This is a genomic window from Actinomyces sp. oral taxon 897 (assembly GCF_002999235.1).
In the GTDB taxonomy this organism is placed as follows: Bacteria; Actinomycetota; Actinomycetes; order Actinomycetales; family Actinomycetaceae; genus Actinomyces.
Window position 1 is genome coordinate 2852868 of sequence record NZ_CP027236.1, and the last position, 17651, is coordinate 2870518.

The following is a 17651-nucleotide window of genomic DNA, read 5'->3' on the forward strand; positions in this document are numbered from 1 at the left end:
TGACCACGGCGCCCTGGAGGCAGGGGGCTGAGGCCCTAGGCTGCGTGAGGCCTCGCCCCTGGCTGCCCCCGGCAGCGAGCCCGGTGCGGTGAGGCCCTAGGCTGCGTAAGGCCTCGTCGGTGGGGGCGCGGCGGCCCTGGGGACAGAGCCCGGTAACCTGGCCCGGTGCCATCTCCCGGCCGCCCCTCGATGTCGCGCGGGCCGCCAGAAATCGCGGTTTCGTCACGTGCGGGACGCCAGCACCCCCTGTGGCGCACCGCACTGATGTGCTTTTGCCCAGGCAGGCGCGGTACGCGGCCAGATTCCCGCCAGGAGGTCAGACAACGCACTTGACGAGATGCCTGCCACTTCGTACTCTGTGCGTGGAGTCAAGCGCTTCACATGGCAATCGATCAAGACCGAGCACGGGAGCTCGGTCTTGCGCTTACAGAGAAGGGTTCCCATGAAGACCACCATGTACGCATCCCGCCGCCAGGTCCTGGCTGGCGGCATCGCTGCCGCCGCCCTGGCTACCCTGGCCGCCTGCGGCTCGGACAAGAAGGACACCTCCGCCACGGGCGGGTCTGACACCACGGGCGGCTCTGGCGCCGCGGGCAGCGGCGAGGTCGTGAAGATCACCTACTGGCACCGCCTGCCCGACAAGGAGGGCATGACCAAGGTCGACGACGTCGTCGCCCAGTGGAACCAGGCGAACCCCGGCATCCAGGTGACGGCCAAGAAGTTCGACGGCAAGGCCGACGAGTCCTACGCCAAGATCGCCCAGGCCGTGAAGTCCGGTGACGCCCCCGACCTGGCCCAGGTCGGCTACGGCGAGATCGCCGCCGAGTTCCTGGCCGGGGACCTGGAGGACGTGGCCGCCCAGTTCAAGGAGGGCGGCTACGAGAAGAACTACGCCGCCGGTCCCATGGCCCAGTGCAAGCTCGACTCGGTCGTCGTCGGCCTGCCCCAGGACACCGGCCCGCTGGTCTACATCTACGACAAGGCCGCCTTCGACGCCCTGGGCATCAAGGTCCCCACCACCTGGGCGGAGCTCAAGGAGGCGGCCAAGACCGCCAAGGCCTCGGGCAAGTACATCGCCTCCTGGCAGGGCGACGAGGTCGGCTACCTCATGTCCGGCCAGGCCGCCGCCGCCGGCGCCTCCTGGTACACCCCGGAGGGCACCACCTGGAAGGTGGACTGCAACTCCGAGATCTCCAAGAAGGTCGCCACCGTCTACCAGGAGCTCCTTGACGAGGGCCTCATCTTCGTCCCCTCCGATGGCCGCTGGGGCGACGCCTTCGGTGCCGCCCTCAAGGACGGCAGCCTCATCGGCACCGTCGCCGCCGGCTGGGAGCCCGGCTTCATCCTCGGTGACCTCGGCGTGACGGAGACCAAGTGGCAGGTCGCCTACCTGCCCAAGTTCGACGGCGTCACCAAGGACGCCACCGGCGCCGACGGCGGCTCGGCCATTGCCGTCATCAAGGGCTGCAAGCACCCCGCCGAGGCCCTCAAGTTCGCCGACTGGTTCAACCAGCAGATCCCGGCCCTCGTCTCCCAGGGCCTGGTGGTGGCCGCCACCACCGGCAAGCCCGAGACCCCCGAGGCCCTCAAGAAGCTCTGGGGCGGGCAGGACGTCTTCGGCTTCCTCGCCGAGGCCAACGCCACCATGAACCCGAACTTCCCCTACGCCCCGACATGGCCCAAGGTCACCAGCGCCATGGCGGAGGTCGGCGGCAACGTCACCCTCGGCAGCGCCAAGGTCGCCGACATCTTCTCCAAGGCCCAGGAGACCTCGCTGACCACCCTCAAGGCCCAGGGGATCTCCGTCAAGGAGTGACCCACCACGGTGAGGAGGTGGGGCTCCCGCCTCCCCACCGGCGGCGGTTCGGAGCGGCCAGGGCGTCGCCCCGGACGCCAGCTGCCAGCCGGGCCCGGTACCCGGGCCCAGGTCGTCCAGGACAGCCCCGCGTCGGCCGACGCGACGGGCGGCTCCGGCACCTGGGCCCAGGCCCGGCCCGCAGGCTGAGGGCCTCCCATCCCCGGTCCGCGGTCCGCGCGGCGACTCCATCCCCCAGCACATAAGGACCTTCATGAGCACAGCACCTGCAGCGGCAAACGCCGCGAACATCAGGGCGATCAGGGCGCGCAGATTCCGTAACACCGTCTACGGGTGGATCTTCGCGGCCCCGTTCACCCTGTTCTTCGCCGTCACCTTCGTGGTGCCGATTATTGTCTCCATCTACCAGGCCTTCTTTACCACGAAGTCCGTGGGCGGCGGCCTCTACGGGGGCGGGGAGCGTGTCACCTCCTTCTCCGGCCTGGACAACTTCGAGGCGGTGGTCACCAACGGGGACTTCTGGGTCGGGATGGGACGGGTCCTCCTGTTCGCGGCCTTCCAGATCCCGGTCATGATTATCTCCGCCCTGGTCCTGGCCCTGGTCCTGGACTCCTACCTGATCAGGCGGGTCACGGTCTTCCGTCTGGGCTACTTCCTCCCCTACGCCATCCCCGGTGTCGTCGCCGCGATGGTCTGGCTCTACATCTACTCCCCGCACCTGGGGCCCCTCACCGGCCTGACCGGCATTAACTTCTTCGGGAAGAACATTATCCTGGCCTCAATGGCCAACATGACTACGTGGACCTTTACCGGCTACAACATGCTGGTCTTCCTGGCCGCCCTCCAGGCGATCCCCACCGACCTCTACGAGGCGGCCCGCCTGGACGGTGCGAGCGGTTTCCAGATCGCCACCCGCATTAAGATCCCGATGCTCTCCGGGGCAGCCCTGCTCACCGTGCTGCTGTCTATTATCGGCACCATCCAGCTCTTTAACGAGCCCACCATTATGGCCAGCTCCCAGGCCTGGATGGGGAAGAACTACACGCCGATGATGATGGCCTACAACACCATGATGACCTCTCCGGGCGACCCGCACATGGCCTCGGCGATCTCCATCGTCATGGCCCTGGTTGCCGGGGGCCTGGCGGCTGTCTACGCCTTCGTCCAGACCCGTGTGGACAAGTGAGGACGACCATGAGCGACACCACTCAGAGTGACACTGTGACTGACGACGTGGAGGTGGATGCCGTCGAGCTGGAGGAGGATGCCACCGACGACGAGAGCACCGACGCCACGCTACGCCGCGACCGGCGCGCGATGGCCACCCTCCCTGACGGCCGGTGGTACCGGCCCAGCAAGGCGGACCACGCCCGTTCCCTGGAGCCTTCCGACGGGGCCAAGCTGGCGACCTGGCTCGTCCTGGTCCTGGTCCTCCTGTACTTCCTCTTCCCGCTGTACTGGCTCATTGTCTCGGCGACGAAGACCAACGCCCAGCTGAGCGAGGGGAGCCTGGGCCTCAGCGAGGACCCGCTGTCCACCATGAAGGCCAACTACAACGCCCTCATGGCGTGGACCGACGGCATGTTCTGGCGCTGGGTGGCCAACTCCGTGTTCTACTCCACCGTGGCCGGGGTGATCGGTACGCTGATCTCCGTCATGGCCGGCTACGGCATGAGCAAGTTCAAGTTCCGGGGGGCCAACGTCCTCCAGCTCGCGGTCCTGGGCGGACTGCTCCTGCCGATTGCGCTGCTGACGATCCCCCTGTACATTGTGATGCACTCCCTGGGTTTGACCGACACCATCTGGTCTATTATCATTCCCAGTTGCGTGAGCCCGTTCGGCGTCTTCCTGGGACGCATGTACGCTGCGACGTCAGTGCCTGACGAGCTGCTTGAGGCGGCCCGGATCGACGGCGCCGGGGAGTTCCGCATCTTCTTCACCATGGTGCTGCGGCTCCTGGCCCCCGCGATGGTGACGATCTTCCTGTTCATCTTCGTGGCGACCTGGAACAACTTCCTCCTGCCGCTCATGATGGTGACCAACAGCACCGAGCTCAAGCCGGTGACACTGGGTCTGTACGGCATGATGTCGTACTTCGACCCGACGTATGGCGCGGTTCTCCAGGGAGCCCTTCTCGGCGTGCTCCCGCTGGCCGTGATCTTTCTCTTCCTGCAGCGCTTCTGGCAGGCCGGCCTCGCAGCTGGCTCTGTCAAGGGCTGACAGGTTTGGGGTGGGGACCCCGACGGTGCCCGTCACCAGCAGTGGTGGCGGGCACCGTCATATCTACCGCCTGCTGCCCGCCCCGCCCTGGCCCGCCTCTCCTTCCCCGTCCCACCCGCCCCCTCTCCGCGAGAACGGTACTTGTTCGTCGTGAGAACGGTACTTGTTCGTCGTGAGAACGGTACTTGTTCGTCGTGAGAACGGTACTTGTTCGTCGTGAGAACGGTACTTGTTCCTCGTGAGAACGGTACTTGTTCGCTTCGGTAGGGGAGGGCGGCTGGGCTGTCACGGTCTGCGGATCCGGGCCCGGGGCCGTCGGACCACTCCCGTCCCGACCTCTGGTGACTGGTGCCCGTGCGGGTTGAGGTGGTCGTTCACGCACTGGTGGCGCATGCGAGTGGTGGCTGGTGCCGCGCAGGCCGGGGCTGACCGAGAGGCCCCATGAGGACTACGACGTCGAGGAGGCCGGTGCCCGCAGGCCGGGGCTGACTGTCCTCGTCGTCCTCACGGAGGGCGTCGGTGACCTGGTGCTTTGTGGGGCAGGGTAGTGGGGCAGGCGCCCGCCAACGGGCACGTCGTCGGCCTGGTTGCCCGTGGGTAGGGGCTGCCGGGTGGCCGCAGCATTCGTCGAGAGCCAGACGACCTGGTGTCTGCGGGCCGGTGGCCCTGCTGCCACTCCAGCAGGAGGCCGCAGCAATCGCCTGGTGCCCGCGGGCCGGGGTCCTGGCCCCAGGGAGGTCCGTAGCCTGTCCCGATCCACGCCGGGTACGTGACAGGCGCCCCGGCGCCACCCGTTCTCACGGCGAACAAGTACCGTTCTCGCGAGCAATAAGTACCGTTCTCGCGACGAACAAGTACCGTTCTCGCGAGTGGCGGCTGGGAGGTTGCGGGCGACGTCGTAGCCTTGGGACATGGGAACCGCACTCGTCACCGGCGCCACCTCAGGGATCGGGCTTGAGCTGGTCTGGCAGCTCGCCGCAGCCAGGCACGACCTGGTCCTGGTGGCCCGAGACCATCAGCGCCTGGCCGTCCTGGCCGAGGACCTGCACCAGGTAGCGGGCGTGGGGGCGCAGGTCCTGCCCGCCGACCTCTCCACTGCGCAGGGCCGCCAGAAGGTTGCCCAGCGCCTGCTGAGGACGGGAGCGGCAGGGGCCGGGAGCCCCAACCCTGCCGAGGCCGGAAGTACCACACGCCCCGGCCCCGCCGGGACAGGGAGCGGTACCGGTCCCCAGGGCTACGCCCGTCTGGATCCTGCTCGCCTCCGGGATCACGTGCGGCCCCAGGGCCCTGGTCGGCAAGGGGGCTCCCGGCTCCCTGCCCGCTCGGCCCGCGGGCCACGGACCGCCCAGGAGGTGGCCCGTCGTCCGGTGGACCTGCTGGTGAACAACGCGGGCTTCGGTCTGGGGCAGGCCTTCGTGGGCGGGGACGTAGACAGGGAGCGCCGCGCCCTGGAGGTCATGGTCGGCGCGGTCATGGAGCTCAGCCACGCGGCCCTGCCCGGCATGGTGGAGCGCGGTCACGGCGCGGTGCTCAATATCGCCTCGTTGGCCTCCCTGACGGCCATGGGCACCTACGCCGCCCACAAGGCCTGGGTGCGGACCTTCACCGAGGGGCTGGCCACCGAGCTGAAGGGTACCGGGGTGAGCGCCACCGTGGTGTGCCCGGGCCTGACCCGCACCGAGTTCCACGAGCGGGCCCACATGGAGGACGTGTGGCCATCCCTGGTCTGGACCGACTCCCAGGAGGTGGCCCGCCAGGCCCTGGACGCGGTGCGCCGGGGCCAGGTCATCTGCACCCCCACCCTGCGCTACCAGGCGGCGGCCGCTCTCCTGCGTCTGAGCCCCCGGTGGCTGGTGCGCCGGGTCGCCGGGCACGCCTCGTCAGCCACCCGCTACTGAGCCAGCCACCCACTACTGAAGCCACCCACCGGCCCGCCGCCCCTGGCACGCGGCCCTGAGCCTTAGGCATTGTCGGCGCGGCCCGAGTTGCACATTCTTTCTGCCGCCCTGGCTGCTGGAACCGCGGAATCATGCGGATCCGTGGCGCGGGTCAGGGCCTGGGACACGGATGAATGTGCAACACTGACGCCGTTGCACATTCATTAGTCCTCCCGACCGCCTCGGGGTCAGCGAATCGTTGCAATGGCGCCAACGACCTGCTGGCGCTCCATGGATGAATGTGCAACTGCCGGTGCTGTTGCCGCCGGGTCCTCGCGGCAGGCCCCAGGTCGGCGGCCTCGGCTGGGACACGCCACTGCCTGGGGGCTCACACCAGGGCCCGGACCATTGCGCATAGGACTAAAGGCCTGCCATTATGGGGTCATGGCTGAGATCACCTTCCACGGAGCCCCCGTCACGACCGTCGGGGAGCTGCCCGCCGTCGGCACCACCGCACCCGGCTTCGAGCTCGTCGGCGCCGACCTGTCGCCTGTGACCAGCGCGTCTCTGCGCGGCCAGCGGCTCGTCCTCAATATCTTCCCGTCCATTGACACCGGCGTGTGCGCCACCAGCGTGCGCCGGTTCAACCAGCGTGCCGCCGCCCTGGAGGGCACCACGGTCCTGTGCGTCTCGGCGGACCTGCCCTTTGCGCTGGGCCGCTTCTGCGGGGCTGAGGGGATTGACGACGTCGTCACCGCCTCCGTCTTCCGCTCCACCTTCGGGGCCGACTACGGCGTGACCATTGCCGACGGGCCGCTGGCAGGCCTGCTGTCGCGTGCCGTCGTGGTCCTTGACGCCGACGGCACGGTCCTCCACGCCGAACAGGTGCCCGAGATCGGTCAGGAGCCCGACTACGAGGCCGCTGTCGCAGCCCTGGCCTGAGGGCTGAGGTCTGGCGCCGCTACCGGGCCCCGTGCTGTGGTGGCGGCCGCCAGCCTCCTGACGGGCCACTCCTCCCGAGCTGACTCCGTCAGGCCAGTTTCATCCTAGGCTGGCTCCGCCGGGCCGACTTCCCGTCAGGCCTCCGCCGGGCTGGCTTTCTGTCGTGCGCCCCTGGCCTCTGCAGCCGAACGCAGCGCAAACGCCCCCGGCGCATGCGGCCCGGCCTCTACGGCTGGCCGGGGGCGTGCCACTGCCCGAGAGCAGGCCACTGCCCAGGAGCAGGCCACTGCCGCAGACCACTGCCCGAGATCAGGTCGTTGGCCACGCGCTGGCCTGGAGCGAACCACTGCCCGAGAACAGACCGCTGCCTAAGAGCAGACCGCACCAAGGCCTCCGAGGTGCCACTGGGTGACGCCGTCGCCTAACCTAAAAGCCGTGAGTACCAACGATTCCCAGCGCGCCCGCCTCGCCCAGCTCGTTGAGGAGCTGGCCGTCGTGCGCGGCAAGGTCACCCTCGCCTCGGGCCTGGAGTCCGACTTCTACGTGGACATGCGCCGTGCCACCCTGCACCATGAGGCCGCCCCGCTCATTGGCCACGTCATGCTCGACATGCTGGAGGAGGCGGGCCTGGGGCCGGAGGATATTGACGCCGTCGGCGGCCTGACCATGGGTGCCGACCCGGTGGCTACCGCCATGCTCCACGCCGCCGCCTCCCGCGGCCTGGACCTGGACGCCTTCGTGGTGCGCAAGGCGGCCAAGGACCACGGTATGCGACGGCGTATCGAGGGCCCGGAGGTCGCTGGCAGGCGGGTGGTGGTCCTGGAGGACACCTCCACCACCGGCGGCTCCCCGTTGGAGGCGGTCGCCGCCCTGCGGGAGGCAGGAGCCGAGGTCCTGGCCGTGGCCGTGGTCGTGGACCGCGACACCGGTGCGCGCGAGCGCGTCGAGGCAGCGGGCCTGCCCTACCACGCCGCCCTGGGCCTGGACGACCTGGGACTGGGCTGAGGAAGACGTCCGACGGTGCGAACCACGTCCTCGTGATCACGCCTCGTACCCGGTTTTGATTTCGGAAACTTTGCTGTGCTGCGCATAGTTCTGCCGTCACGGAGTTGGCGGCCATTGGTGCCGAGCCGGTCCTTCGTGGCTGCCTTGGGTAGTGTCGACGTCCCGGCCTGGTTCGCCCGGGACGGGGCCCGCGGGCTCCTTGACCGGCTCCGCCTACTGAACCGCCGTGTCAGGACATCTGGCGCGCACGGTGACGACACACTCGTCGAGGGGTTTCTCAGGGGATCTCGTTACTCGCCCGGGGAAGCGCAGTGACCTGGTCGGCCCCGGCCTCTGACCTGCCCGAGGGTGGGTACCGGCCGCGTGCGTCGTACCCGGGGCGCCCGGAGGGGAATGCCCCCGCCGACCGTCAGCGCCCGGAAGGGAACCTCCCCGCCGACCGTCAACGTCTGGAGGAGGACGTCCCCGCCGACCGTCGCGAGGTGGGGGTGGGGCCCTGGCCCGGGGGAGAGGCCGCCTGGCCCACCGACCCCTGCTACGACCCGGCCCTGCTGGCTGCCGGGGACCGGCGTAACGTCGTGGACCGCTACCGGTACTGGTCGGTGGAGGCGATCCGTGCCGACCTGGCTGCCCGCGCCCACAGCCTGCACGTGGCCATTGAGAACGTCAGCCAGGACCTCAATATCGGCTCGATCGTGCGCAGTGCCAACGCCTTCAATGTGGGTGGGGTCCACGTTGTCGGCCGACGCCGCTGGAACAAGCGTGGCGCCATGGTCACCAACCGCTACCTCAGCGTCACCCACCACCCCCAGGCCGCCGAGCTCCTGGCGTGGGCGGAGCGTGAGGGCTACGAGGTGGTGGGTATTGACAACGTCCCGGGCGCCCGCCTCCTGGAGGGCGAGTCCCTGCCTGAGCGCTGCCTGATGGTCTTTGGCAGCGAGGGGGAGGGGATCAGCTCGGGTCTGCTGGCCAGCTGCTCCCGCGTCCTGCGTATCGGGCAGTACGGCTCGACCCGCTCTATTAACGTGGCGGCGGCGGCCGCGGTGGCAATGCACACCTGGATCCTCCAGCACGGCGGACCCGCCCCGGACTGACGTGCCCTGACGTCAGGACGGTCAGGGTCCTGACCGTGACCCCGGTTGACCGAGACCCCGGCTGACCGCGACCTGCGGGCCGCGCTGGCGTCGCTGCCTCAGGCGACCACGCCAGCGTCGCTGCCTCAGGCGGCCCACAGGCCGCGACGCCTGGGGTGGCGCGGGACTCGCTTCCTGGCGAGCCCCGAGGCTCAAGAGCCGCGAACGGCCTGTCAGCCCCACTGCGAGGCTGACAGGCCGTCAGAGGGCTCGGCTGCCCCGGGCCTGGTGCTGGCCGCCTACCAGACCGAGCCCACCGGGCCCGGCTCGAAGTGCCGGCCAGCCCGCCAGGCCGGGCCCACCAGGTCGGGTTCACCAGGCCCGGGGTGCCGGACCGGCTCAGGCCTTCGGCTCGGCCTCGATAATGGGCTGGGCCGCCTTGGAGTGCACTACCTCGATCTTGCGGGGCTTGGCCTCCTCCGCCACGGGGATCGTCAGCGTGAGCACGCCGTCGGTGTAGGTGGCGGAGATGCGGTCCAGCGCCAGGCCGTAGCCCAGCGTGAGCTGGCGGGCGAAGGTGCCCGAGGGACGCTCGTGGGCGAGCCACTGGACCCCGTCCTCGTCTCGGGCGGGGCGCTCGGCGCGCACGGTGAGGGTCCGGTCCTCCACGTCCACGTCGATCGTGGCGGGGTCGACGCCGGGCAGGTCGATGTGGGCCACGAAGGACTCGCCCTTGCGGTACAGGTCCAGCGGCATGCCCACGGACGCGGGGGTGCGCACCAGGCCGTTGGTGAGCCAGCGGTCCAGGTCGCGGAAGGGATCGAAGGACGACGGTGTTGCCATGTCAACCACCTCCTGTGGTCACGGTCCCGGAGCCTCCGGGAACCGGGCGGGAGGGGCGCGCCTCGCGCCCTTCCCGGACACCTCGATTCTGGCACTCTCGACCCGAGAGTGCTAAGAGGCATCGCCCAGGGTGAAAAAATAGAGCATCGAAGTGTGACCTGGGACCATGATCCGCTTCCAGGATCGGCCGATCCGTGGAACAATGAGCCCTGCACCACTGACTCACCATTCTTCAGGAGGCATCTAGTGGCCATCGCAACCCCGGAGTCCTACGCGGACATGCTTGACCGCGCCAAGGCTGGCAAGTACGCCATCCCCGCGATCAACGTCACGAGCTCCCAGACCCTCTCCGCTGCCCTCAAGGGCTTCGCCGACGCCGAGTCTGACGGTATCGTCCAGATCTCCAACGGCGGCGCCGCCTACTGGTCCGGCTCCTCCCGCCTGGACCGCGTCACTGGTTCCCTCGCCTTCGCCGCCTACGCCCGCGCCGTCGGTGACCTCTACCCCGGCATCGTGGGCCTCCACACGGACCACTGCCCCAAGAAGTTCCTTGACTGCTGGATCCACCCGCTGCTGGAGATCGAGGCCGAGCAGGTCAAGCGCGGCGAGCTGCCGGTGTTCCAGTCCCACATGTGGGACGGCTCGGCGGAGTCCCTGGACGACAACATTGAGATCGCCGTGGACATGCTCAAGCGCTCCCGCGCGGCCCACACCGTCCTCGAGATCGAGATCGGCGCTGTCGGCGGCGAGGAGGACGGCATCAAGGGTGAGGAGAACGCCAGTCTCTACACCACTGCCGACGACGCCTACCGCGCCATCGAGGCCCTGGGCCTGGGCGAGAACGGCCGTTACATCACAGCGCTGACCTTCGGCAACGTGCACGGCTCCTACAAGCCCGGTCACGTCAAGCTGCGCCCGGAGATCCTGGGCGAGATCCAGGTGGACGTCGCCAAGCGCCTCGGTGACCGCCTCCAGACCAAGGTCGGGGTCAAGGACTCGCCGTTCGACCTGGTCATGCACGGCGGCTCCGGCTCCACCGACGAGGAGATCGCCACCGCGGTGCGCAACGGCGTCATCAAGATGAACGTCGACACCGACACCCAGTACGCCTTCACCCGCCCGATCGCGGACTGGATGTACCGCAACTACGACGGCGTCCTGAAGGTCGACGGTGAGGTCGGCTCCAAGAAGAAGTACGACCCCCGCGCCTGGGGCAAGGCTGCTGAGGAGGGCATGGCCGCCCGCGTGGTCGAGGCCTGTGAGCGCCTCGGCTCGGTCGGCTCCGCCAAGCGCTGAGCAGCTGCCCGCAAGGGGCGGTACCGCCGCGGCCCTAGGGGTCGCGAGCCACACGGTCGGCCCGGTCTCACGCTGGTGGGGCCGGGCCGACCTAATCCCGATCGTTACCAAACTGTGTCTTGCGCGGGAGCGTTCTGCATGAGATACTGAAATAGATGTATAGTTATCCCCGATAGAGGGTCTCATGACTTATAGGTACATCCACATCCCCTCCCTTTCCTCCCTTGTCTCCCTCGTCCTGGTCGTGCTCCTCACGGTTGGTGCCACCTCCCCGTCGTTGCCGGACGGTGAGGTCCCCCTGGGTGGAGGTGGGGCACTGACCTGCCGGTTCTTCCCCTGGCTGTGGTGGTGCCAGGTATGAGTGCCGGGCAGGTGCCTGGCATTGGTGGCCAGCTCCCTCTGCGGCGTCAGGCAGAGCGGATCCTCGCTCGTCGGGAGGTGGTCCCGGCGGGGGCGGCGCTGGCCCTCCTGGTCCTGGACTGGATTCCGCCAGGTGTCCAGAGGCCGTCAGGGCTCACTCTTCTCGCCTCAGTTGTTATAGCGGTCTGCGTGGGGCTCTCGGGCTGGTACCCACGGCTCGCGGGCGGTGCCGCCCTGGTGGTGACGGCGGTGGTGAACGCTCTTCCCAGCGACGTCGCCGTGCTGACGGCGCCGGCAATCGGCTCGGTCCTGGTGATCGGCGGCTGGGTGGCACGTCGCTGGAACCTGGCCGTACTCGTAGCGGGCACGGCCCTGCTGGCTGGCTCAGTCATAGGTGGTGACCCCGACCGTGTCCGGCCCTTCGTGGCGTGGTCCTTCCAGATCGTCGTGGGGGTCGGGGTCGGGCTGGTAGTCCGTCTTTATAAGGACCGCCTACAGGTGGCCGACGAGCAGGTCGGGTACTGGCGTCTCAGGGTGGAGGCCGAGGACTCCCGGGTGCGCTCGGTCCTGGCCGCGCAGCTCCATGACTCGGTGGTGGCCTGTCTGGCCCGGATCGTGGTGAACACGGAGTACCTGATCCGCGAGCCGTCTAGGGGCCGCACGCAGGTGTGCGAGGAGCAGATCCTGGCCGACGCCCAGAGCGCGATGCGGCAGATCCGCCAGATCATTCACGCGAGCACCCCGGCGGCTGAGGCGGTCCGAGACGACGGGTCCTGGGTGGCGGTCCTGAAGGAGTACAGGACGCTCCTGGCCGCTGCCGGCCTTGAGCTCCGCCCCTCAGTCCCCTCGGAGCAGGAGCTGGCTGAGGTGCTTGACGGTCCCCGCCTGTCGGTACTGGCGGTGGCGTTGAGGGAGGGCTGCCTCAACGCCTTGAAGTACGCCGGACGAGGGACGTCGGTGAGGGTCCAGGTGGTGCTTGACCCGGACCAGGTCGAGCTCATGGTCAGGTCTACGACGGCCCCGTCGGGCACGCCTGAGGAGGCCTGGCGCAGGGGGCTGGAAGGCGGCATGGGCCTGACCATGTTGACGCGCCGGGCTGAGCAGGTCGGAGGCTACGTCAGCTACGGGCCCCTGAAGGACGACTGGCTGCTTGGAGTCGCCCTGCCGCACCCCGCGGCAGGGGTAGGAACAGATCACGGCACCGATGAGGTGCCGCTAGACAAGGAGAAAGAACATGACTGAGAACACTGGTGCTGCCTCGGAGAAGAAGGAGCCGGTCCGCGTACTCCTGGCTGATGATGACGAGGGGTACCGCCGTCAGCTCAGCAGCCTCCTCGGCACCGTCCCCTACATTAACGTGGTCGCTGTGGCTGGAGACGGTCGTGAGGCTCTTAATGCGCTGGAGAAGTGTCAGGTAGATGTGGCACTTGTAGATATTGCTATGCCATCTATGGATGGCGTTGAGGTGACCAAGGTCATAACTGGGCGTTATCCGGATACGAAGGTTGTCATCCTCTCGGGGCTGGTGCCTGAGGACTACATGGAGAAGGTCCTGGCCACCGAGACGATGGGGTTCCTGACCAAGGACATGGGAGTGGACGACATTGCCAGGGGTCTGCGTGCAGTCTCCCAGGGGCAGCAGGTGCTCGGCCCCGAGCCGACGAGGCTCCTGGTGGAGGGCTACCGGCGGCAGGCCCGGTTCCGGGAGGAGAACGCGGACTTCCTCGAGGGCGTGAGGAAGCTGCCGAAGCGCCAGCGGACAGTGTACGACATGCTGGTCCTCCACGCGCCCTGCACGGACAAGGAGATCGCGCAGGCCATTGGGTATGCCAGGACGACCGTACGTGACGACCTGGTAGAGATCCGGCGCCGATTGGGCTGCCGTACTCGTGTCGAGATCATCCAGAAAGCTGCCCTGCTTGGGTCACGGTGAAACTACCTACATTTGTCGGTAGCGGATCTCACGCTGCGTGTGCCATCCTGGACTCAGGTCGCAGGAGCGACCGTCATGATTTTGGAGGACGAACATGTTGTTCAGGAAGAAGCTTCTTGCCGCTATCGCCTCGGCACTGGTGATCGTGGGGATCCCCGGCGCCGCTCAGGCGTCAGAGTCGGACGTTTCTAACTCATTCAGTGCGGACGTGACGCCAGCAATGACAAACCTTAGGTGCACTTCGTCGAGGTTTATCACTCTTGCCAATGGCTGGCCCACGGCTTCGCCTACAGACCGTAGCGGGAGCCGCTATTGCTGGCTCGCGATTAGTGACCTCCACAACAATGCAGTCACCGTTCTCCAGTTTAACCTGAATTCGGCTGAAGGTATGAGCGTTGACGTTGACGGATACTATGGTCGAGGAACGCGCTGGGCGGTCATGCAGGTTCAGCGAAGGTATAACTTGACGCAGGACGGTGAGTATGGCGCAAAGACCGGTCATAGGATGCGCTGGCGTGCAGTAAACGGGTCTGTGTCGCGTTGGGCTTGAGTCTTAAGGGTGCGCGGAGGCCTGCTTCCGCGCACCCTTGAGATTATCTGGGAGGCACATCGAGTGCCCTATAGCTGTGTGTCGTTGTGGTCTTTGTGCAGTTAGGCAAACATTTGCTTATGTGAGCACACCTATTTTCAGAGAGGTTGGCATGGTTAATTATTGTTCCCGTCTACGTCCCGGACTCACTGGTGTTGCGTGTCTGCTAATATTTCTAGGAGCGTGTTCCCAGGGGTCTATTTCCGGAAATCAGGACTCTCCAGGCGTTGATAATACTTCCGAGGTGGCAGGATCTGAGGCGGAGGTGGTGAAGGACCAGTCTCAGTGGACTCTGCCTACTGACCCCTACTATGGTGGGCAAATTTTGGCTCTGACTTCTCAGGCCGAGGAGACCGTTGTCAAGAACTGCATGGTCAAGGCGGGGTTCTCTGACTATCGTGTGCGTATGGATGCTTCGGCGCCAGCGCCCGCCAACCTTGCTGGTGACGGTATCTCCGTTCTCTTTAACGAGACCACTGCGAAGCAGTTTGGATACCGTCGGGCTCCCGATCCGAGGGATCTTCTGGAGGCGGAGATTGAGGCTTCTGGGGGTGACCTTTTTAGTGGAAAGAGCAATGAGTTCTTTGACCAATTGGACATCTGCAACCTAGAGGGGCAGGCCGCAGTGGCAGGGGTGAGCGTCGATGAGTTCAAGGCGAGCCATCAAGAGTCGACAGGATCGGCAGATGCGGTTCAAGAGAATCCTGCGTCCATCGGGTCCCAGCTCAATCGGCTTGGTGTGGATCTTAATTCTCCTGAGTTGAGTGCGGCGGCTGCGTCGTGGCGTGAGTGCATGGTACCTCTGGGTATCTCTGACCTGCCGGACCGCCCCTGGAACGCGGGTTCCACGAGAGAGCTTCCTGAGTCCCTCCGGGACAAGTGGGGTTGGAAGCCGACGGGTAAACCCTCTGCCGATGAGATCGCCACGGCGAGTGCTGACGCCGCGTGCCGGGCCTCATCGGGGTGGACCGACACCCTCTACCAGCAGGAGTGGGACACGCATCAGGCCTTCGTGGACGCCCACCGTGCCGAGCTGACACCTGTCCTAGCCGAGCATCAGGCCGAGGCCGCCCGCGCCCGGGAGATCATAGCCAAGGGAGGAGCATAAGGTAGAACGAGTAAGAGGACCCAGAGCTCCACCATGAGGTGCCTTACGTGGCACCTCATGGTTGGTTGCTACGGAGTCGAGTCATTTCCGCGCATCTAGATGGGTCAGGAGGCTCGTCAAAAGTCGAGTCATCCTGGTGCGCTCACACGTAAGAGGTGTATGATCCTTTGTAGGAGGTACCGCATCGCGACCATCTCACACGTCGTAGCGCCCTAGCAGCGAGGGCGACTGCGACTGTGGCGACGGGAGGCCCGGTGCAGATTCGGGGCTTCAGGAAGGTACCTCGCAGTCTCGGGTATCGTCTATAACGGTTTGCGTCCCAGAGAGCAATAGTATTGACGACCATAATGCTTTATGTTCCTGAACCGTTCGACGTACTTATTCATGAGGAGAACAGACAATGACCGGCAGTCGCTCGTCCCTGCGTTCTATTAGTGCTGCCATGCTGGGTGTGATTGTGGTCCTGGGGGCGTGCTCCCAGGGAGGGGAGACGAGCGGTCAGGGGGCTTCGGCGCCGCCTGGTGGGCAGGTAGCCTCTACGGGTAGTTCTGCTGTGGAGGGCGTTGGGGCCGAGGTCACGAAGGACCAGTCTCATTGGACTCTTCCCACTGACCCCTATTACGGTGGGCAGACTATGGCCTTGAGCCTTCAGGCATGGGATATCGCGGTCAGGAACTGTATGGTCAAGGCCGGGTTCTCTGACTATCGAGTGGGCATGGATGCCTCTGCCCCGCTGCCCGCCAACCTTGCTGGTGACGGCATCTCCACCTTCTTTAACGAGACCACTGCCAGCCAGTTCGGGTATCGGCGCGCTCCTGACCCAAGGAATGTTTTAGAGGCGGAGATTGAGGCCGCTGGACCTGGAGGTCTCTTCGCCAGCAAGGACAAGGAGTTCCATAAACAAATGGACGTTTGTGATATGGAAGGACGGGCTGCCGTGGCGGGGGTAAGTGTGGAAGAGTTTAAGGAGAGGTCCAACAAGTTGGCCGATGACGTCCAGGAAGATCTTTCCTCAATTGGCTCGCAGCTCAATCGACTTGCTGTGGACCTTAATTCGCCTGAGTTGAGTGCGGCGGCTGCGTCGTGGCGTGAGTGCATGGCGCCCCTGGGGATCTCTGACCTGCCGGACCGTCCCTGGGACGCAGGGTCTATGGGCCTTCCTGAGTCCCTTCGGGACAAGTGGGGCTGGAGGCCGACAGGTAAGCCTTCTGCCGATGAGATCGCTACGGCGAGTGCTGACGCCGCCTGTCGGGCCTCCTCGGGGTGGACCGACACCCTCTACCAGCAGGAGTGGGACACGCATCAGGCCTTCGTGGACGCCCACCGCGCCGAGCTGGCACCTGTCCTAGCCGAGCACCAGGCCGAGGCCGCCCGCGCCCGCGAGATCATAGCCAAGGGAGGGGTGTAAGACTATTATGGGATCTCGTATTATGGGAGCCTCGCACCGTCGTGTTAACAGGAGGACGTCTGTGACGGTTGAGAAAGAATGTCTGACACGGATGCAAGGTACTCGACTGGCCGGGCTAGGCTGCTTGGTCGCTCTGGCTCTTGTCTGCACAATGGTTGGTTCCTGCTCTACCGCGGTGGATGGCGGTGTGGCGTCATCCACTGCGGGGGCCAGCTATGGCGGGTCGGTGGGTCCTAGTTCGTCGTCTGGTGGGGAGGACTCGCTGGGTGTTACTAAGGACATTAGTACCTGGGCGCTCCCGTTTGACCGTATCTATGACGAGGAGCTCTTGAGGCTGCAGGTTCACCTAGTGCATGTGTGGGTGGACGAGTGCATGCTGGAGCACGGGTTCCCGGACTACGAGATCTTGTCCTCTATTGACGTCCCCTACCCGGAAACTAATCCGCATGGTTTCTCGGCGCTATTCAATACTGCGATCGCACAGAAGTACGGTTACCGTAAGGCCCCGGATCCGGGTTACCGTTACAGTTCGGGTGGTGTCGAGAACAGAGATCGTTCCTACTACGAGGACAAGTCGCAGGCGTTTAAGGATCAGATGTATACTTGCGTGAACGAGGCAAATGTGCGTGAAAACGGTCCTATTCCAACGGGGGAGCCTGTTGCGAGCAAGCCTGGGTCCTATGAGTACGAGCTCAACCAGTTTGGGATCAGTAACTCCGACCCTGCCCTGGCCGCTCAAGCTAAGGCCTGGGTGGAGTGCATGGCGCCACAGGGTATTAGTGACCTGCCCAGTGCCCCCTGGATGCTGCAGAACTATGGTGATATGCCTGAGTCGCTCAAGGAGCGTTGGGACTGGTGGCCCCTGGGGGATGCCAGTGCCGATGAGATCCAGGTGGCGACTTTTGACGCCGGGTGCCGTGAGTCCTCGGGGTGGAACCAGGCCCTGTACGACCTGACCTGGGACCGCCAGGTTGCCTTCATTGCCGCCCACCGTGCTGACGTGCAGCGCGCCCTTGACGCCCACGCCGCCGAGAAGACCCGCCTACGCGATCTACTGTCCCAGGCTGCCAACGGGACAGAAGAAGGAGACAAGCAATGACTGACGGTCGCTCACCCCTGCGTTCCATCTGTGCTGTCGTGCTGGGTATGACCATGTTCCTGGGGGCGTGCTCCCAGGGAGG

General features: G+C 66.1%; 16 protein-coding genes. 15 read left to right on the forward strand and 1 reads right to left on the reverse strand.

Annotated features, from left to right (window positions below):
* The first annotated feature begins 442 nt into the window (after positions 1-442).
* The 7 genes from C3V41_RS11230 to C3V41_RS11260 all read left to right on the forward strand — a co-directional run bounded on the left by C3V41_RS11230 (position 443) and on the right by C3V41_RS11260 (position 8954).
* Positions 443-1816 carry an ABC transporter substrate-binding protein gene (locus C3V41_RS11230; protein WP_217350940.1) on the forward strand — a complete coding sequence of 458 codons (1374 nt, stop codon included), beginning with the start codon at positions 443-445 and terminating at the stop codon, positions 1814-1816.
* 253 nt (positions 1817-2069) lie between these two features.
* Entirely contained in the window at positions 2070-3002 is a 933-nt protein-coding gene (locus C3V41_RS11235) for a carbohydrate ABC transporter permease (RefSeq protein ID WP_106110321.1), read from the forward strand.
* Positions 3003-3133: 131 nt separating this feature from the next.
* The gene (locus tag C3V41_RS11240; protein WP_106110832.1) at positions 3134-4036 is read left to right on the forward strand and encodes a carbohydrate ABC transporter permease; all 903 of its coding nucleotides are present in this window, start codon (positions 3134-3136) and stop codon (positions 4034-4036) included.
* Positions 4037-4947: 911 nt separating this feature from the next.
* On the forward strand, positions 4948-5934 hold the full coding sequence (locus C3V41_RS11245) for an SDR family NAD(P)-dependent oxidoreductase (protein WP_106110322.1): 987 nt from the start codon (positions 4948-4950) through the stop codon (positions 5932-5934).
* 423 nt (positions 5935-6357) lie between these two features.
* Entirely contained in the window at positions 6358-6855 is a 498-nt protein-coding gene (gene tpx, locus C3V41_RS11250; protein ID WP_106110323.1) for a thiol peroxidase, read from the forward strand.
* 435 nt (positions 6856-7290) lie between these two features.
* Complete coding sequence (gene pyrE, locus C3V41_RS11255; RefSeq protein ID WP_106110324.1) at positions 7291-7860, forward strand: orotate phosphoribosyltransferase; 570 nt, start codon at positions 7291-7293, stop codon at positions 7858-7860.
* A gap of 449 nt (positions 7861-8309) precedes the next feature.
* Positions 8310-8954 carry a TrmH family RNA methyltransferase gene (locus C3V41_RS11260; protein ID WP_246742267.1) on the forward strand — a complete coding sequence of 215 codons (645 nt, stop codon included), beginning with the start codon at positions 8310-8312 and terminating at the stop codon, positions 8952-8954.
* A 378-nt stretch (positions 8955-9332) separates the two neighbouring features.
* Here the strand turns inward: C3V41_RS11260 and C3V41_RS11265 are convergent, their stop codons facing one another.
* The gene (locus tag C3V41_RS11265) at positions 9333-9776 is read right to left on the reverse strand and encodes an Hsp20/alpha crystallin family protein (RefSeq protein ID WP_106110325.1); all 444 of its coding nucleotides are present in this window, start codon (positions 9774-9776) and stop codon (positions 9333-9335) included.
* A gap of 246 nt (positions 9777-10022) precedes the next feature.
* On the opposite strand from C3V41_RS11265, the gene fbaA reads away from it, so the two are divergent.
* The 8 genes from fbaA (at position 10023) to C3V41_RS11300 (ending at position 17569) form a co-directional block, all read left to right on the forward strand.
* Positions 10023-11072, forward strand: coding sequence for a class II fructose-bisphosphate aldolase (gene fbaA / locus C3V41_RS11270; RefSeq protein WP_106110326.1), 1050 nt, complete (start codon positions 10023-10025; stop codon positions 11070-11072).
* 184 nt (positions 11073-11256) lie between these two features.
* A complete protein-coding gene (locus tag C3V41_RS13235; protein WP_165271646.1) occupies positions 11257-11433 on the forward strand; it encodes a hypothetical protein in 177 nt (58 codons plus the stop codon).
* Positions 11430-12674, forward strand: coding sequence for a sensor histidine kinase (locus C3V41_RS11275; protein WP_106110327.1), 1245 nt, complete (start codon positions 11430-11432; stop codon positions 12672-12674). The genes C3V41_RS13235 and C3V41_RS11275 overlap by 4 nt, the downstream gene beginning before the upstream one ends.
* Positions 12667-13365, forward strand: a complete 699-nt coding sequence (locus tag C3V41_RS11280; RefSeq protein ID WP_106110328.1) for a response regulator transcription factor — start codon at positions 12667-12669, stop codon at positions 13363-13365. Before C3V41_RS11275 ends, C3V41_RS11280 begins: the two co-directional genes overlap by 8 nt.
* 220 nt (positions 13366-13585) lie before the next feature.
* The gene (locus tag C3V41_RS14460) at positions 13586-13915 is read left to right on the forward strand and encodes a peptidoglycan-binding protein (RefSeq protein ID WP_368033299.1); all 330 of its coding nucleotides are present in this window, start codon (positions 13586-13588) and stop codon (positions 13913-13915) included.
* A 283-nt stretch (positions 13916-14198) separates the two neighbouring features.
* On the forward strand, positions 14199-15062 hold the full coding sequence (locus C3V41_RS11290; RefSeq protein ID WP_129591596.1) for a hypothetical protein: 864 nt from the start codon (positions 14199-14201) through the stop codon (positions 15060-15062).
* A 640-nt stretch (positions 15063-15702) separates the two neighbouring features.
* A complete protein-coding gene (locus C3V41_RS11295; protein WP_129591597.1) occupies positions 15703-16470 on the forward strand; it encodes a hypothetical protein in 768 nt (255 codons plus the stop codon).
* Between the two features lie 373 nt (positions 16471-16843).
* Complete coding sequence (locus C3V41_RS11300) at positions 16844-17569, forward strand: hypothetical protein (RefSeq protein ID WP_129591598.1); 726 nt, start codon at positions 16844-16846, stop codon at positions 17567-17569.
* Positions 17570-17651 lie beyond the last annotated feature (82 nt).

Bases quoted from the DNA above. Each gene is read 5' to 3' on its own strand.
- C3V41_RS11275 (WP_106110327.1), top strand. From the start codon at position 11,430: ATGAGTGCCGGGCAGGTGCCTGGCATTGGTGGCCAGCTCCCTCTGCGG.
- C3V41_RS11235 (WP_106110321.1), top strand. From the start codon at position 2,070: ATGAGCACAGCACCTGCAGCGGCAAACGCCGCGAACATCAGGGCGATC.
- C3V41_RS11300 (WP_129591598.1), top strand. From the start codon at position 16,844: ATGCTGGAGCACGGGTTCCCGGACTACGAGATCTTGTCCTCTATTGAC.
- C3V41_RS14460 (WP_368033299.1), top strand. From the start codon at position 13,586: ATGACAAACCTTAGGTGCACTTCGTCGAGGTTTATCACTCTTGCCAAT.
- tpx (WP_106110323.1), top strand. From the start codon at position 6,358: ATGGCTGAGATCACCTTCCACGGAGCCCCCGTCACGACCGTCGGGGAG.
- C3V41_RS11245 (WP_106110322.1), top strand. From the start codon at position 4,948: ATGGGAACCGCACTCGTCACCGGCGCCACCTCAGGGATCGGGCTTGAG.
- C3V41_RS13235 (WP_165271646.1), top strand. From the start codon at position 11,257: ATGACTTATAGGTACATCCACATCCCCTCCCTTTCCTCCCTTGTCTCC.
- C3V41_RS11265 (WP_106110325.1), bottom strand. From the start codon at position 9,776: ATGGCAACACCGTCGTCCTTCGATCCCTTCCGCGACCTGGACCGCTGG.
- C3V41_RS11230 (WP_217350940.1), top strand. From the start codon at position 443: ATGAAGACCACCATGTACGCATCCCGCCGCCAGGTCCTGGCTGGCGGC.
- C3V41_RS11240 (WP_106110832.1), top strand. From the start codon at position 3,134: ATGGCCACCCTCCCTGACGGCCGGTGGTACCGGCCCAGCAAGGCGGAC.
- C3V41_RS11280 (WP_106110328.1), top strand. From the start codon at position 12,667: ATGACTGAGAACACTGGTGCTGCCTCGGAGAAGAAGGAGCCGGTCCGC.